The sequence below is a fragment of the Saccharothrix sp. CB00851 genome (genome assembly GCF_001905065.1).
Classification (GTDB): Bacteria; Actinomycetota; Actinomycetes; order Mycobacteriales; family Pseudonocardiaceae; genus Actinosynnema.
In genome coordinates, this window is sequence record NZ_LWLC01000034.1 from 69,684 (window position 1) to 83,711 (window position 14,028).

12 protein-coding genes and 1 pseudogene are annotated in these 14,028 nt (G+C 71.9%); 6 read left to right on the top strand and 7 right to left on the bottom strand.

Going from position 1 to position 14,028, the window contains the following annotated elements; genetic code table 11:
• Positions 1 to 3: 3 nt before the first annotated feature.
• A complete protein-coding gene (locus A6A25_RS29090) occupies positions 4 to 693 on the top strand; it encodes a response regulator transcription factor (protein ID WP_073895580.1) in 690 nt (229 codons plus the stop codon).
• Positions 690 to 2,078 carry a sensor histidine kinase gene (locus tag A6A25_RS29095; RefSeq protein ID WP_073895582.1) on the top strand — a complete coding sequence of 463 codons (1,389 nt, stop codon included), beginning with the start codon at positions 690 to 692 and terminating at the stop codon, positions 2,076 to 2,078. The genes A6A25_RS29090 and A6A25_RS29095 overlap by 4 nt, the downstream gene beginning before the upstream one ends.
• Before the next feature lie 158 nt (positions 2,079 to 2,236).
• On the opposite strand, the gene A6A25_RS29100 is transcribed toward A6A25_RS29095, so the two are convergent.
• Genes A6A25_RS29100 through A6A25_RS29110 form a run of 3 tightly spaced genes read right to left on the bottom strand, consistent with a single transcriptional unit; the run spans position 2,237 to position 5,353 of the window.
• Entirely contained in the window at positions 2,237 to 3,094 is an 858-nt protein-coding gene (locus A6A25_RS29100) for a carbohydrate ABC transporter permease (RefSeq protein WP_073895584.1), read from the bottom strand.
• Positions 3,091 to 4,056: a carbohydrate ABC transporter permease gene (locus tag A6A25_RS29105; protein WP_241828978.1), complete on the bottom strand. Its 966-nt coding sequence runs from the start codon at positions 4,054 to 4,056 to the stop codon at positions 3,091 to 3,093. Before A6A25_RS29105 ends, A6A25_RS29100 begins: the two co-directional genes overlap by 4 nt.
• 4 nt (positions 4,057 to 4,060) lie before the next feature.
• The gene (locus A6A25_RS29110; protein ID WP_073895586.1) at positions 4,061 to 5,353 is read right to left on the bottom strand and encodes an ABC transporter substrate-binding protein; all 1,293 of its coding nucleotides are present in this window, start codon (positions 5,351 to 5,353) and stop codon (positions 4,061 to 4,063) included.
• 157 nt (positions 5,354 to 5,510) lie between these two features.
• Here A6A25_RS29110 and A6A25_RS29115 point away from each other — a divergent pair, with 157 nt between their 5' ends.
• The 4 genes from A6A25_RS29115 (at position 5,511) to A6A25_RS44905 (ending at position 11,329) form a co-directional block, all read left to right on the top strand.
• A complete protein-coding gene (locus tag A6A25_RS29115) occupies positions 5,511 to 7,511 on the top strand; it encodes a beta-galactosidase (protein WP_083668773.1) in 2,001 nt (666 codons plus the stop codon).
• A gap of 1 nt (position 7,512) precedes the next feature.
• Positions 7,513 to 8,310, top strand: coding sequence for a DeoR/GlpR family DNA-binding transcription regulator (locus tag A6A25_RS29120; protein ID WP_073895588.1), 798 nt, complete (start codon positions 7,513 to 7,515; stop codon positions 8,308 to 8,310).
• Entirely contained in the window at positions 8,307 to 9,386 is a 1,080-nt protein-coding gene (gene galT, locus A6A25_RS29125; RefSeq protein WP_073895590.1) for a galactose-1-phosphate uridylyltransferase, read from the top strand. The genes A6A25_RS29120 and galT overlap by 4 nt, the downstream gene beginning before the upstream one ends.
• 77 nt (positions 9,387 to 9,463) lie before the next feature.
• Positions 9,464 to 11,329 (top strand): trypsin-like peptidase domain-containing protein, encoded by a 1,866-nt coding sequence (locus A6A25_RS44905; RefSeq protein ID WP_198932902.1) that lies wholly within the window; start codon positions 9,464 to 9,466, stop codon positions 11,327 to 11,329.
• Between the two features lie 421 nt (positions 11,330 to 11,750).
• On the opposite strand, the pseudogene A6A25_RS29135 reads toward A6A25_RS44905, so the two are convergent.
• The 4 genes and pseudogenes from A6A25_RS29135 to A6A25_RS29150 all read right to left on the bottom strand — a co-directional run.
• Positions 11,751 to 12,053 (bottom strand): annotated as a pseudogene (locus tag A6A25_RS29135) (molybdopterin-dependent oxidoreductase); the annotation flags it as partial.
• Positions 12,050 to 12,652 carry a class I SAM-dependent methyltransferase gene (locus A6A25_RS29140; RefSeq protein ID WP_073895591.1) on the bottom strand — a complete coding sequence of 201 codons (603 nt, stop codon included), beginning with the start codon at positions 12,650 to 12,652 and terminating at the stop codon, positions 12,050 to 12,052. The gene A6A25_RS29140 and the pseudogene A6A25_RS29135, both read right to left, overlap by 4 nt.
• Positions 12,649 to 13,305 carry a TIGR04282 family arsenosugar biosynthesis glycosyltransferase gene (locus A6A25_RS29145; RefSeq protein ID WP_073895593.1) on the bottom strand — a complete coding sequence of 219 codons (657 nt, stop codon included), beginning with the start codon at positions 13,303 to 13,305 and terminating at the stop codon, positions 12,649 to 12,651. The genes A6A25_RS29140 and A6A25_RS29145 overlap by 4 nt, the downstream gene beginning before the upstream one ends.
• Entirely contained in the window at positions 13,305 to 13,988 is a 684-nt protein-coding gene (locus A6A25_RS29150) for a glycosyltransferase family 2 protein (RefSeq protein WP_073895595.1), read from the bottom strand. Before A6A25_RS29150 ends, A6A25_RS29145 begins: the two co-directional genes overlap by 1 nt.
• Between the last annotated feature and the right edge of the window lie 40 nt (positions 13,989 to 14,028).

Consider the following 14,028-nt stretch of genomic DNA (forward strand, 5'->3'; position numbering starts at 1 on the left):
GACATGCGCATCCTCGTTGTCGACGACGACCGGGCCGTGCGTGAGTCGCTTCGTCGCTCACTGCAGTTCAACGGCTACCAGGTCGACCTTGCCGGCGACGGCCAGCAGGCCCTCGAGTCCGTCCTCTCCCAGCGGCCCGACGCCATGGTGCTGGACGTGATGATGCCCCGGCTCGACGGGCTGGAGGTGTGCCGCCGGCTGCGCAGCACCGGCGACGACCTGCCGATCCTCGTGCTCACCGCCCGGGACGCGGTGTCCGACCGGGTGTCCGGGCTCGACGCGGGCGCCGACGACTACCTGCCCAAGCCGTTCGCGCTGGAGGAGCTGCTGGCCCGGCTGCGCGCGTTGCTGCGGCGGGCGGCGTCGGACGCGGCGGAGCCCGCGGGCGCGGTGCTGCGGTTCGCGGACCTGGAGCTCGACCCGAGCACCCGGGACGTGCGACGCGGCGACCGGCCCATCAGCCTGACCCGGACGGAGTTCGCGCTGCTGGAGCTGTTCCTGGCGCACCCGAAGCAGGTGCTGACCCGCGGCCGGATCCTGGAGGACGTCTGGGGTTACGACTTCCCCACCTCGGGCAACGCGCTGGAGGTGTACGTCGGCTACCTGCGGCGCAAGACCGAGGCCGAGGGTGAGCCCAGGCTGCTGCACACGGTGCGCGGCGTCGGCTACGTGCTGCGGGAGACGCCTCCGTGATCGGTGCCGCCAACGGGCGGCTCCAGCGGGTGTCGCTGCGGGCCAGGGTGACCCTGCTCGCCGCGTTCTGCGTGGCCGGAGCCGTCGCCGTCGTGTCGCTGGGCGCGTACATGACGGTGAGCCAGAACCTGCACGACCAGATGGACGCCAACCTGCGGCAGCGCGCCCAGGCCGCGGTGAACGCGCCCAAGGTCAACAACGACGTCACCGAGATCCCCGGCGCGTTCCTGGCCGCGGGTGACATCCGGATCGGCGTGCTGGACGTGTCCGGGCAGATCCTGTACCCGAAGGGGACGATCGCGCCGCCGACCCAGCCCGGTGACCTCGACGTGGCGCGCGGGTCGCGGCTGGAGAACATCTGGACCGACCTGCGCACCGACTTCCGGGTGATCGCGGTGCCGTACGGCGACGGTCAGGCGATGCTGATCGCGCAGTCCACCAAGCCGTTGAACGTCACGCTGGGCAAGCTGTCCGTGGTGCTGTTCGTGATCAGCGGCATGGGTGTGCTGGTCGCGGCGGTGGCGGGGACGGCGGTGGCGCGGACCGGGCTGCGGCCCGTGCAGCGGTTGACGGAGGCCACCGAACGGGTGGCGATGACCGGTGACCTGCGGCCGATCCCGGTGTCCGGTGACGACGAGCTGGCGCTGCTGTCGCAGCGGTTCAACGCGATGCTGGGCGCGGTGGCGGAGTCGCAGGAGCGGCAGCGGCGGCTGGTCGCGGACGCGGGGCACGAGCTGCGGACGCCGTTGACGTCGATGCGGACGAACCTGGAGCTGCTGCTGGCGTCCGAGCGGCCGGACGCGCCGACGTTGTCCGACGAGGACAAGGCGGAGATCAACGCCGACGTGCGGGCGCAGCTGGACGAGCTGACCACGTTGATCGGTGACCTGGTGGAGCTGGCGCGGGAGGACGCGCCTCAGGTCGTGCACGAGCCGGTGGACCTGGTCGAGGTGGTGGAGCGCGCGCTGGACCGGGCGAAGCGCCGTGCGTCCGATGTCCAGTTCGTGGTCGAGCTGCAGCCGTGGTCTCTTCTGGGTGATTCGAGTGCGTTGGAACGTGCCGTGCTGAACCTCCTGGACAACGCGGTCAAGTTCAGCCCGACGGGTGGTGTCGTGCGGCTGTCGTTGAGGCAGCTGGGTGACGGCAGCGCGGTCGTCGAGGTCGCGGACTCCGGGCCCGGCATCGCCGACGCCGACCTGCCGCACGTCTTCGAGCGCTTCTACCGCTCCTCCGAAGCCCGCACCCTCCCGGGCTCGGGCTTGGGCCTGGCCATCGTCAAGCAGGTCGCCGAACGCCACGGCGGCCTGGCCTACGTGGGCCGCGCCCCCGAGGGCGGCGCCCTGTTCACCGTCCGCCTCCCGGGCCGCCCGACCCTCCACCACTGACCCCGCGCGTGTCCTACGTTCGCGTCACGCGTGTCCTACGTTCCGAACACCCATGTTGAACATTCAGAACAAGGTCAACTGTTCTGAATGTTCAACATGGGGTACCGGAACGTAGGACACGCGCGTTCTGGAGGTAGGACACGCGCGGGGTGGCGGGGTCAGCCTTTGGTGGAGCCGAGGGTCAGGCCGCCGATGAACTGGCGTTGGAGGGCGAAGAAGACGACGAGGGTGGGCAGGGCGACGAGGAGGGAGCCGGCGGCGACCAGGTTGTTGTCCACGAAAAAGGTGCCCTTCAGGTTCTGCAGGGCCGACGTGATCGGCATCTTGTCGCCGGTCTGGATCAGCACGAGCGCCCACAGGAAGTCGTTGTAGATCCAGGTGAACTCCAGCGTCGCCAACGCGGCCAGCGCGGGACGGCACAGCGGCAGGATCACCTGCCAGTACTGCCGGAACACGCCCGCGCCGTCCACGCGCGCGGCCTCGCCCAGTTCACGCGGGATCGTCTTCATGTAGTTGCTCAGCACGAACACGCAGAACCCGGACTGGAACGCCACGTGGATCAGCACCAGCCCGAGCTGCGAGTCCAGCAGCAGCTCGCTGTCGCTCAGCCACGACGGCAGCGGCGTGAGCAGGTACAGCCGGTACAACGGCGTCACGATCACCTGCTGCGGCAGCAGGTTCCCGGCGGTGAACAGCATCAGCAGCACCAGGTTGAACCGGAAGCTGTACCGCGACACGCCGTACGCCACCATCGAGCTGAGCAGCAGCACGAGCACCAACGCGGGCACCGTCACGATCAACGTGTTCAGGTAGTAGTGCGGCAGGTCCGCCTGCGTCCACGCCGCCGTGAAGTTGTCGAACGTCAGGCTCTCCGCCACCGAGAAGTACCCGTTGCGCGCCGTGTCGTCGTACGTCCGCAGCGACGCGTACAAAGCCCACAGCAGGGGCGCCAAGGTCACCAGGCACGTCAAGACCAGGAAGACGTGCAACGCGATGCGTGCAGGTCGGAACGTCACGCGCGCTCCTCCTCGCGGAACACCTGGAACAGGTAGGTGACGATGAACCCGAGCGAGATCAGCAGCAGCACGACGGCCAGCGCCGAACCCCACCCGATCCGGCTCGACTCGCCGATGATGTTGTCGGTCACCAGCACGGACAGCAGCTCCAGCCCGTTGCGGCCCTTGTTGATCACGTACACGATGTCGAACGCCCGCAGGCCCTCGATCACGGTGACCACGAGCACCACCACGTTCACCGGCTTGAGCACCGGGAACGTCACCCGGAAGAACGTCTGCCACGCGTTCGCGCCGTCCAGCGCGGCGGCCTCCTTCAGCGCCGGGTCCACCGCCTTCAACCCGGCCAGGTACAGCAGCATGATGTAGCCGGTGTGCCGCCACCCGGCCGCGACCAGCACCGCGTATAGGTTGATGTCCGGGTCACCCAGCCAGTTCACCGGGTCGGCAGCGGCGGTGCCTAGCACGTTGTTCAGCAACCCCTGCTCGGGCTGGTAGATGAGCTGCCAGATGAACCCCACCAACGCCAGCGACAGCACCATCGGCAGGTACAGCGCGCTCTGGTAGATCCGCCCGAACCGCAGCTGACGGTCCAGCAGAACGGCCAGCAGCAACCCGGCCACGGTCGGCACCACGAGCAGGAACAGCAACCAGATCAGGTTGTGCCGCAGCGCGGGCCAGAACCGGGGGTACCGGGTGAAGATGTCGACGTAGTTGCCGAACCCGACCCACTCGATGTCTTCGAACCCGCCGATGCCGTCCCACGAGCTGAAGGACAGCGCGACCGAGCCGAGCGCGGGCACCCACACCAGCCCCAGGTGCACCAGCGACGGGATGCCGAGCATCAGGCCGAGCACGAGCTTGTCTCGTGGCGCCAGCGCGGTGGCACGACGCCTGCCGCGCCGGGACGTCGGGGAGGGGGCCGACGTCCCGGCGGGCTTCGCGGGGGATTCCAAGGCGGTCACGCCGTCACTCCGAGAAGATCGTCTTCGCCTGGTCGGCCATGCCCTTGAGGATCGAGTCGAGGTCGTCGGGGTTCTGGATGAACGCGTTGAGCCCGTTGGTCGCCGCGTCGCTGGCGAAGCGCGGGTCGGTGTCGCGGTCGAGGAACTGCGTGATGTGCGCGGCTTCCTTGATGACCTGCGCGGCCTTCTTCTGCAACGAGTTGTAGCCGGACGTGTCGGCCTTGTTGGACGTGGCGATCACGCCCGAGTCGGCCTTGGTGTAGAGCAGCTGGGCGGCCGGCGCCGCCAGGTACTCCAGCAGCTTCTTCGCACCCTCGGGGTTGGCGGGCTTGCGGGCCGCCATGTAGCCGTCGATCGGGGCTTCCACGGTGTCCTGGCCGTGCTCCGGGTTGATCTCCGGGTAGGGGAAGAAGTCCAGGTCCTCCTCCTCGCCCTTGAACTGCTGGGCGATGAACGAGCCGAGCAGGTACATGCCCGCCTTGCCCTGCTGCACCGCCTGCGCGGCCTCCTGCCACTCCCGGCCGAGGGCGTTCTCCTGGTGCAGCGGCAGCAGTCGCTTCCAGGTGTCGAACACCTCGCGCACCTTCGGGCTCTGCCAGTCCTCCTTGCCCGCCATGAGGTCGACGTGGAAGCGGTAGCCGTTGATCCGGAAGTTCAGCTGGTCGAACGTGCCCATGGCGGGCCAGCCCTGCTTCTGCGCGAACGCGATCGGCACCAGTCCGTCGGACTTCATCCTGGTGGACAGCGAGACCAGCTCGTCGAGCGTCTTCGGCACTTCGTAGCCGCGTTGCTGCCACACGCTCTTGCGGTAGAACACGCCCCACGGGTACTGGGTGAACGGGATCAGGTACTGCTTGCCGTCCGTGCCGGTGGACGCCTCCTTCAGCGCGGGCTCGTAGCCGCCCGACACCTTCGACCAGACCTCGCTGAGGTCGCCGGTCAGGCCCTTCTCGGCGAAGAACCGCATCCGGTAGCCCGCGAACCAGGCCAGCACGTCGTCCGGCTTGCCCTGGAGGTAGTTGTTGATCTGCTCCTGGTACTGCTCGTGCTGCTTGGTGTTGATGGCGACCTTGAGCCCGGACTCGCCCTCGAACGCCTTGAGCGCCGCCGTGATCGCGTCCTTCGGCACCTGGTCGGAGGCGTTGTTGCCGAACGTCACCGTGTCGGTGGCCCCTCCGGCGTCCGAGCCGCACGCGGCCAGGCCGGGCACGGCCGCGATGCCCGCGCCCGCGACGATCGCCCTTAACAGCGCGCGTCGGCCCAGCAGGGGGTGAGTGGGGGCGGAGAACCTCGTCATCGTCGCTCCTCCGGGTGACACTCGGTGCGAACCAAGTGAACAAAGAGTCAACAAGAGGACTCACAATGTGGGCTCCGCCACACGGAATGTCAAGCTATCCGGGGGTTCTTGTTGGAGTCTGTTGACGTTTCACCGGTAAGTCGACCACTCTTGTGCCATGACGATGTGGCCCACCGGCATGCGCGGTCCGGCGTGGGGAGCCGACTACAACCCCGAGCAGTGGCCGGAGGACGTCTGGGACACCGACGTCGAGCTGATGCGCCGCGCCGGGGTGAACCTGGTGAGCGTGGCGATCTTCTCGTGGGCCTGGCTGGAAGTGGAAGAGGGGCGCTACGAGTTCGGCTGGTTGGACCGCGTGCTCGACCGTTTGCACGCGGGCGGCATCCGGGTCGACCTGGCCACCGCGACCGCCTCGCCGCCGCCCTGGCTGACCACGGCGCACCCCGAGATGCTGCCGGTGACGGCCGAGGGGGTGCGGCTCTCGCACGGCTCGCGCCAGTCGTACTGCCCCAGCTCGCCGGTCTACCGCGAGAAGGCCGTCGCGCTGGCCCGCGCGCTGGCCGAGCGGTACCGCGACCACCCGGCGTTGGCCGCGTGGCACGTCAACAACGAGTACGGCTGCCACGTGTCCCGCTGCTACTGCGACCGGTGCGCGGAGGCGTTCCGGGCCTGGCTGCGCGCCCGCCACGACACGCTGGAGGCGCTGAACGAGGCGTGGGGCACGGCGTTCTGGAGCCAGCGCTACACCTCGTGGGAGCAGGTCCTGCCGCCGCGCGCCACGCCGTCGTTCGGCAACCCCGGTCAGCTGCTGGACTTCGACCGGTTCGGCTCGGACGCGCTGCTGGAGCTGTTCAAGGCCGAGCGGGACGTGCTGCACGAGATCACCCCGGGCGTGCCGGTGACCACCAACTTCATGGCCATCTCCGGGTTCAACGCGTTGGACTACTGGCAGTGGGCCGCCGAGGTCGACTTCGTCTCCAACGACCACTACACGCTGGCCGAGCACCCCGAGCGGCACATCGACCTGGCCTTCTCCGCCGACCTGGTGCGCGGCCTCGCGGGCGGGCGGCCGTGGCTGCTCATGGAGCACTCCACCTCGGCCGTGAACTGGCAGCCCCGCAACATCGCGAAGCTCCCCGGTGAGCTGCGCCGCAACTCGTTCGCGCACTTCGCCCGCGGCGCGGACGGCACGCTGTTCTTCCAGTGGCGGCAGTCGCGGGTGGGCGCGGAGCGCTACCACTCGGCGATGGTGCCGCACGCGGGTCCGGACACGAAGGTGTTCCGCGAGGTCGAGCAGGTCGGCGCGGAGTACCAGCGGCTCGCCGAGGTCGTCGGCTCGACGGTCGAGGCGTCGGTGGCGATCGTGTTCGACTGGCAGTCGTGGTCGGCGCTGGACCAGCCCGCCCACCCCACCAAGGACTTCGCCTACCACCGGCACGCCCTCGCCTACTACCGGGCGCTGTGGCGAGCCGGGGTGACGGTCGACTTCGTGCCGCCGGGCGGGGACCTGTCGGGCTACCGGCTGGTCGTCGTGCCCGCGCTGTACGCGGTGGACGACGTGACGCCGTACGAGGAGTTCGTCGCGGGCGGTGGCCACCTGCTGGTCACGTACCTGTCCGGGATCACCGACACACGCGGCCACGTGCACCTCGGCGGCTACCCCGGCGCGTTCCGCGAGCTGCTCGGCGTGCGGACCGAGGAGTTCCACCCGCTGCGGGCGGGCGAGGTGGTGGCGCTGGACGACGGCTCGACGGCCGAGGTGTGGGCCGAGCACCTGCACGCCGACGGTGCCAAGGTCGTCGCCTCCTACGCCGACGGCCCGCTGCCCGGCGTGCCCGCGGTGACCCGCGACGAGCGCGGCGACGGCGTGGCCTGGTACGTGGCGTGCGGCCTCGCCGGTGACGGGCTCGAACGGCTGGTGCGGACCGCGCTCGACGGTGCCGGCGTGCCGTGGGGGCCGGGCGGCGACTTGGAGGTGGTGCGTCGGCGCGGTGCGGTGGCCGGCTCCGCCGTATCGTGGCTGGTCGCGGTCAACCACTCCGACGGTGACGCCGAGCTGTCCGCGGCGGGGGTCGAGCTGCTGTCCGGCGCGCGTGCGTCGGGCCGCGTGGTCGTGCCCGCCGGCGGTGTGGTCGTGATCAGGGAAGAAGAGGTGTGACGTGCTGGCACGCCAGCGACAAGCGGTGATCCTGGAAGAGGTCCGCCGCACCGGCGCGGTGCGGGTGAGCGACCTGGTCGTCCGGCTGGGCGTCTCGGACATGACCGTGCGCCGCGACCTGGACGTGCTGGCCGCCCGCGGCCTGGTGGAGAAGGTGTACGGCGGCGCCACGTCCGTGGTCGGCCGCAGCACCGACGAGCCGGGCTTCGAGGCCAAGTCGGTGCGGCAGCTGCCGGAGAAGGAGGCCATTGCCGCGTTCGCCGCGGGCCTGGTGCGCCCCGGCACCGCGATCGGCCTGTCCGCCGGCACCACCACGTGGACGCTGGCGCGGTTCCTGGACGACATCCCGGACCTGACCGTGGTGACCAACTCGATCCGGGTCGCCGACGTGCTGCAGCAGAGCGGGCGCACCGACCGCACGGTGGTGCTCACCGGTGGCGTGCGGACGCCGTCGGACGCGCTGGTCGGGCCGGTGGCGGTGCAGGCGCTGCGGTCGCTGCACCTGGACGTGGTGTTCCTGGGCGTGCACGGCATGGCCGAGCGCTCCGGCTTCACCACGCCCAACCTGAACGAGAGCGAGACCGACCGGGCGCTGGTCGACGCGGCCGGGCGGGTCGTCGTGGTGGCCGACCACACCAAGTGGGGCACTGTCGGCATCTCCACGATCGCCGCGCTGGACGAGGCAAACGTGCTGGTGACCGACGAGGGATTGGCCGAGCCCGCCCGCGCGGTGCTCGGCGAGCAGGTGGGCGAACTGGTCCTGGCGCACGTGCCGGGCCGCGGAGAGGAACTGGCGTGAGGCGCACGGCGGGGAAACTCGCGGATGGTCGCGAGATCATCTACTTCGACGACACCCCGGACGCACCGCCGCGCGACGCGGTCGACACGCGTGACCTGCCGCGCACGCAGCCGCTGTCGGAGGTGCGGCGGGACCCGTTGACGAACGAGTGGGTGGCGATGGCCGCCCACCGGCAGACCCGCACGTACAAGCCGCCGGCCGACCTGTGCCCGCTGTGCCCGTCCACGCCGGGCAAGCCGACCGAGATCCCCGAGTCGGGCTACGACGTGGTGGTGTTCGAGAACCGGTTCCCGTCGTTCGCGCCGGGCGTGCCCGACCTGCCGTCCACTGTGGACGGCATGCCGGTGGTGGCGCGGGCGGCCGGGCGCGGCCGGTGCGAGGTCATGTGCTTCACCTCCGACCACGACACGTCGTTCGGCTCGCTGCCCGCGTCACGGGTGCGCACCGTGGTGGACGCGTGGGCGGACCGCACGGCCGCACTGAACGCCGTGCCGGGTGTGGAGCAGGTCTTCCCGTTCGAGAACCGGGGCGAAGAGATCGGCGTGACGCTGTCGCACCCGCACGGGCAGATCTACGGCTACCCCTTCGTGACCCCGAAGACGGAGCGGATGCTCGCGGTCGCGGCGGAGTACCGGGAGACGCACGGTCGTCCACTGATGGGTGACGTGCTGGCCGCCGAACGGGCGGCGGGCACCCGCGTCATCGCGGAGGGCGAGCACTGGACGGCGTTCGTGCCGGCCGCGGCCCGCTGGCCGGTCGAGGTGCACCTCGTCCCGCACCGCCAGGTGCCGGACCTGCCCGCGCTGACCGACGCCGAGCGGGACGACTTCGCGGCCCTCTACCTGGCCGTGCTGCACCGCCTGGACGCGCTCTACGACCGTCCGCTGCCCTACATCGCGGCGTGGCACCAGGCACCCGTGCGCACGAAGCGTGACCTGGCGTGGCTGCACCTGGAGGTGTTCTCGGTGCTGCGGACGGCGGACAAGCTCAAGTACCTGGCCGGGTCCGAGTCGGGCATGGGCGTGTGGGTGAACGACGCGACGCCGGAGCAGATCGCCGAGAGGCTGCGCGGCTGAGACTTCGGGGCCGACTCACAAGGGATGCCCAGATTCGTTTAAGGCTGCTCTCAGGCGGGCACCGCAGAGTGGTGGACATGACCGAAGACGAGCAGCCGAAGCAGCCACCGCAGTCGCAGCCGCCTCAGCCGCAGAGCCCGTGGGCGCGTGGGGGCGCCGGGCTCGGTCATGACGCCGGCCTCCAGCAGCAGGGTGCTGGTCGGCCGGACACCGACGAGCCCGGTGCCGTGCAGGGCGGCGCCGGTTCGTCGGGGTCCACCGGCGCGGAGGGTGCCTCGGCGCGCACGGAGGACGTGACCGACGGGTCGGCGGCAGGGGCCGACCGGTCGGCGGCGGGGTCGGCGGGTGTTCCGCGGGGGAACACCGGCCTCCCGGCCGATCTCTACCCGGACAGCGTGACCACGACCGCTGCCACCTCGAACTTCGGCTCGTCGGCTGCCTCGCAGGGTGCCGCTGGGTCTGTGCCCGGGTCGTCGGACGCGCAGTGGCGCGCCGGCCACCCGGATGACTTCGGCTCGTCGGCTGCCTCGCAGGGTGCCGCCGGCCAGTCGGAAACCGGTCAGGCCGGTGCCGTGCAGGGCGGCGCCGGTCCGATCGGAGCAGGTGTGGCCGGTGCTGTGCAGGGCGGCACCGGCCAGACCGCAACCGGTGGGTCCGGCGCCGTGCAGGGCGGTGCCGGACTGCCGGGACCCGGGCCGGAGGCCTGGCAGGGCGGCTTCCGCCGTCCGGAGCACACCGGCCCGTACGGCGTGCCGCCGACCGGCCCGGACCACCCCGGCTCGCCGACCCCTCCCCCTTCCGGGTCGGCGCAGCCCGGTGTGTCGGGCCCTTACTACGCGTCCCCCGGTTCGGTCGGCGCTCCACCTCGTCCACCGCGGGGCCGGGGCAAGGTCATGGCCGGTGTCGCCGCGCTCGTGCTGGCCGTCGGCGGTGTCGCGGGCGGTGTCGGCGGGTACGTCGGCTTCCAGGCCGCCGAGGACGCCCTCCCCGTGGTCAACGCCCTCAGCCAGACCCCGCCCGCGCAGCAGAGCGCCGACGCGCCGGACGGCTCGATCGAGCAGGTGGCCCAGAAGGTGCTGCCGACCGTGGTCCAGGTGCAGGTCACCGGTGGTGCGGGGTCCGGTTTCACGCTCAGCTCCGACGGCCTGGTGCTGACCAACAACCACGTGGTCGAGTCGGCCGCCGACGGCGGGCCGATGAAGGTGCAGCTGCAGGACGGCCGCTCGTTCGACGCACGGATCGTCGGCCGCGACCCGACGTCCGACCTGGCCGTGCTGAAGATGGAGGACGTCTCCGGCCTGCCGACCGCCGAGCTGGGCAACTCCGCCGACCTGCGGATCGGCCAGCAGGTCGTGGCGGTCGGCTCGCCGTTCGACCTCAACGGCACGGTCACGTCCGGCATCGTCAGCTCGCTGAACCGCCCGGTGCGCGCCGGCGGCCAGCAGGGCGGCGAGGACACCGTGCTCAACGCCATCCAGACCGACGCCGCGATCAACCCCGGCAACTCGGGCGGCCCGCTGGTGAACATGCGCGGCCAGGTCGTCGGCATCAACTCGGCGATCTACAGCCCGAACTCCAGCCAGTCCGCGCAGGGCGGCTCGGTCGGCATCGGCTTCGCCATCCCGATCGATCAGGCCCGCCGCACGGCCAAGGAGCTGTCGGAGACCGGCAAGGCGAACCAGACCGTGCTCGGCGTCCAGGTCGTCAACGCCCCCGAAGGCGGTGCGCAGGTCCGCGCCGTCACCGGCGGCGGCGCGGCCGAGGCGGCGGGCATCAAGGACGGTGACGTGATCACCAGGTTCGGCGACCGGCCCATCGACACCTCCGACGCCCTGGTGGCCGCCGTCCGGTCCCGCGCGCCGGGCGAGAAGGTGCAGCTCACCATCGGTGAGGACCGCACGGTCGAGGTGACGCTCGGCAGCCAGCCCGTCGAGGTCCGCTGACCCGTCGGCCGGCCCGGGCGGGGTCGGCCACCGAGAGCCCCGGCTCTCGTGCCCCGAGCCGGTCGTGGAGGCCGCACGCCGGCAGTCACCTGTCGGCGTGCGGCCTCTTGCCGTGCCCAACCAAAGCCGCGACCGCGACTCCCAGCCAGACCACCGCGACGGCCACCAGCAGCCCGACCGCGTAGTCCCGGTCGATCAGGCCGGGGTTGGGCCCGCCGGCGAACGGCCGCCAGAGCAGCGGGACGGCCAGCAGCACGAGCACACCGGTGAACGTGCCGCCGACCAGCACCGCCGCCCGCCACGGCTTCGGCACCACGCGTGCGACCAGCAGGCCGAAACCGGCGAAGAGGGGCGCGAGCAGCACGTCGTGCACGATCGGTCCGCCGACGAACCACAGCACGAGGGTCACGTCGACCACCGGCAGCACGAAGAGCGAACCGCGTTCCAGCGCGTGCGGCAGGGACGTCACCACGGGCCGTTCGAACAGCTTCGGGTAGACCGTCCACAGCTTGGCCAGCAGCAGCGGGATCGCGGCCACGCCCGAGGTGACGTGCACGCCCTGGGTGAACCGGTAGAGGCCGACCGGGCGGGTGGGCCAGGCGAACCAGCCGGGCGGGTGCTGGAGGTAGTGGCTGAGCAGCCCGGTGACGAAGCACAGGCCGAACGTGACGCCCAGCCACAGGCCGAGGCGGGTGGCGGTGTGCGGGCTGGACTCGCGCTTCACGACCGCACCAGCTCCGCGAACCAGCGCCCGTCGCGCTCGACCACCCACCGCGGCGCCAGCCCGGCCCGTGCGGCGGTCGGCGTGACGGCCCGCGCGTCGACCCGCGCCCAGTCGAACCACGCGCCACCGGCCACCCGCGCGCGTTCCCGCCGCAGGCCGCAACCGGGCGGCTCCACCTCGACCAGCACGCTGCCGCGCCGGTGCAGGAGGTGGCGCGCGCGGCGGAGCAGCACGACCGGGTCGCCGCCGATGCCGATGTTGCCGTCGGCGAGCAGCACGTGCGCCCACCGACCCGTGCCGGGCAGCCTGCCGAACAGGTCGCGGTGCAGTGCGGGCCCGCCCCTGGCCCGGGTGAGGGCGACGGCGAGCGGCGAGTGGTCCACCCCCAACGCCACCACCCCGCGCCGGACCAGTGCCGCGACCAACCGCCCCGGCCCGCAGCCGAGGTCGACGGTCGGCCCGTGGCAGGCGTCGAGCAGGACGTGGTCGGCGTCGTTGGCGTCCTCGTGCCACCGGTCGACGGGCAGGGGCACGTGGTCGCCGCCGGCCAGGTCGAGCCCGCACTCGGCGCCGCTGAGCCCGAGGTCGAACGCGGTCATCGCAGTGCTCCCAGGCGGGCCAGTGCGGCGGCGAAGCGGGTGCGCGGGATGCCGGCGGCAACCTCGCGCGCGGTGGCCATGTCGTCCACATCGGACAGCACCGGCAGCACGCCGGTGTCCCGGTCACCCAGCGCCAGCAGCGTCCGCGCGCCCGTGTCGGGCCGGGACATCGGCACACCGCGGAGGTGTTCGGCCAAGGCGGGGTCGTTGAGCCCGAGCGCCCACCAACCGCCGTCCGCCGCGGGCCCCAGCACGGTGTCGTGCGCGTCGAGCCGGCCGACCGACTCGGCCAGCAGGAGCGGCGTGAGCTGGGGCGTGTCCATGCCGATCTGGAACACCGGCAGGCCGTGCAGCCGGTGCGTGTCGGCGTGCGCGTTGGCCAGGCGGTCCGCGAACGACGTGCCCCGCTGCGGCAGCACGGTGACCCGCCGCAGGACCGCCCGGAGCTCGGCGGCCCGGCGGCCCCGGTCGAGGTCACCGGTCAGCGCCACGACCGGCCGCACGCGCGGGGTGCGCAGCACGGCGTCCAAGGTGTCCAGCAGCGCGGCGGCGGCGACGTCGGCCGCCTCCTCCGGTGTCGCGGGCGGGCAGAGCCGGGTCTTCGCCAGGCCCGGCACCGGCGCCTTCGCCACCACCAGCAGGCTCGCGATCATCAGTACTCGCTCCTCTGGGTACCACTCCTCTGGGCGACCACCGCCATGTCACGCACCGCACGCACGGTCCCGCGCACCGAGCCGGACACCTTCGACTTCGTGCCCGCCGCGCGCGGCCCGTACCGGACGTCCCGCTCGACCACCCGCCACCCGGCCGCCGCCGCACGCAGCAGCAGTTCCAGCGGGTAGCCGAACGCGCGGTCCTCGACCGCCAGGTCCAGCAGGTCCTGCCGCCGGAACGCCCGCATCGGCGCGATGTCGCGCACCGGCAGGCCCTTGCGCCGCAACAACGAGGCCAGCACCGCGTTGCCCGCCCGCGCGTGCCACGGCCAGCTGCCCGCCTCCGGCACCCGCCGCCCCACGGCCAGGTCTGCCCGCGCCAGCAACGCCACCAGGTCCGGCAGCTCGCGGGGGTCCAGCGAGCCGTCCGCGTCCAGCACGCACACCACCTCGGAGCGTGCGCGCTCGACGCCCGTGTGCACGGCCGCGCCGTACCCGGGCCGGGGCTCGTGCACCACCTCCGCGCCCAACGAGCGGGCGATGTCCGGCGAGCCGTCACGCGATCCGTTGTCCACCACCAGCGGCCGGTAGCCGGCGGGCATGGCCCGCAGCACGCCCGGCAACGCCGCCGCCTCGTCCAGGCAGGGGAGCACCACGTCGATTTCGTCCACGACCCACAGCATGGTCCGCCCTGGACGGCGGAAAACCGTTGTGCCGCTTACC

Excerpts from the sequence above, each read along its gene's own strand:
- A6A25_RS29090 (WP_073895580.1), top strand. The coding sequence starts at position 4 with ATGCGCATCCTCGTTGTCGACGACGACCGGGCCGTGCGTGAGTCGCTT.
- A6A25_RS29110 (WP_073895586.1), bottom strand. The coding sequence starts at position 5,353 with ATGACGAGGTTCTCCGCCCCCACTCACCCCCTGCTGGGCCGACGCGCG.
- A6A25_RS29115 (WP_083668773.1), top strand. The coding sequence starts at position 5,511 with ATGACGATGTGGCCCACCGGCATGCGCGGTCCGGCGTGGGGAGCCGAC.
- A6A25_RS44905 (WP_198932902.1), top strand. The coding sequence starts at position 9,464 with ATGACCGAAGACGAGCAGCCGAAGCAGCCACCGCAGTCGCAGCCGCCT.
- A6A25_RS29140 (WP_073895591.1), bottom strand. The coding sequence starts at position 12,652 with ATGACCGCGTTCGACCTCGGGCTCAGCGGCGCCGAGTGCGGGCTCGAC.
- A6A25_RS29145 (WP_073895593.1), bottom strand. The coding sequence starts at position 13,305 with ATGATCGCGAGCCTGCTGGTGGTGGCGAAGGCGCCGGTGCCGGGCCTG.
- A6A25_RS29150 (WP_073895595.1), bottom strand. The coding sequence starts at position 13,988 with ATGCTGTGGGTCGTGGACGAAATCGACGTGGTGCTCCCCTGCCTGGAC.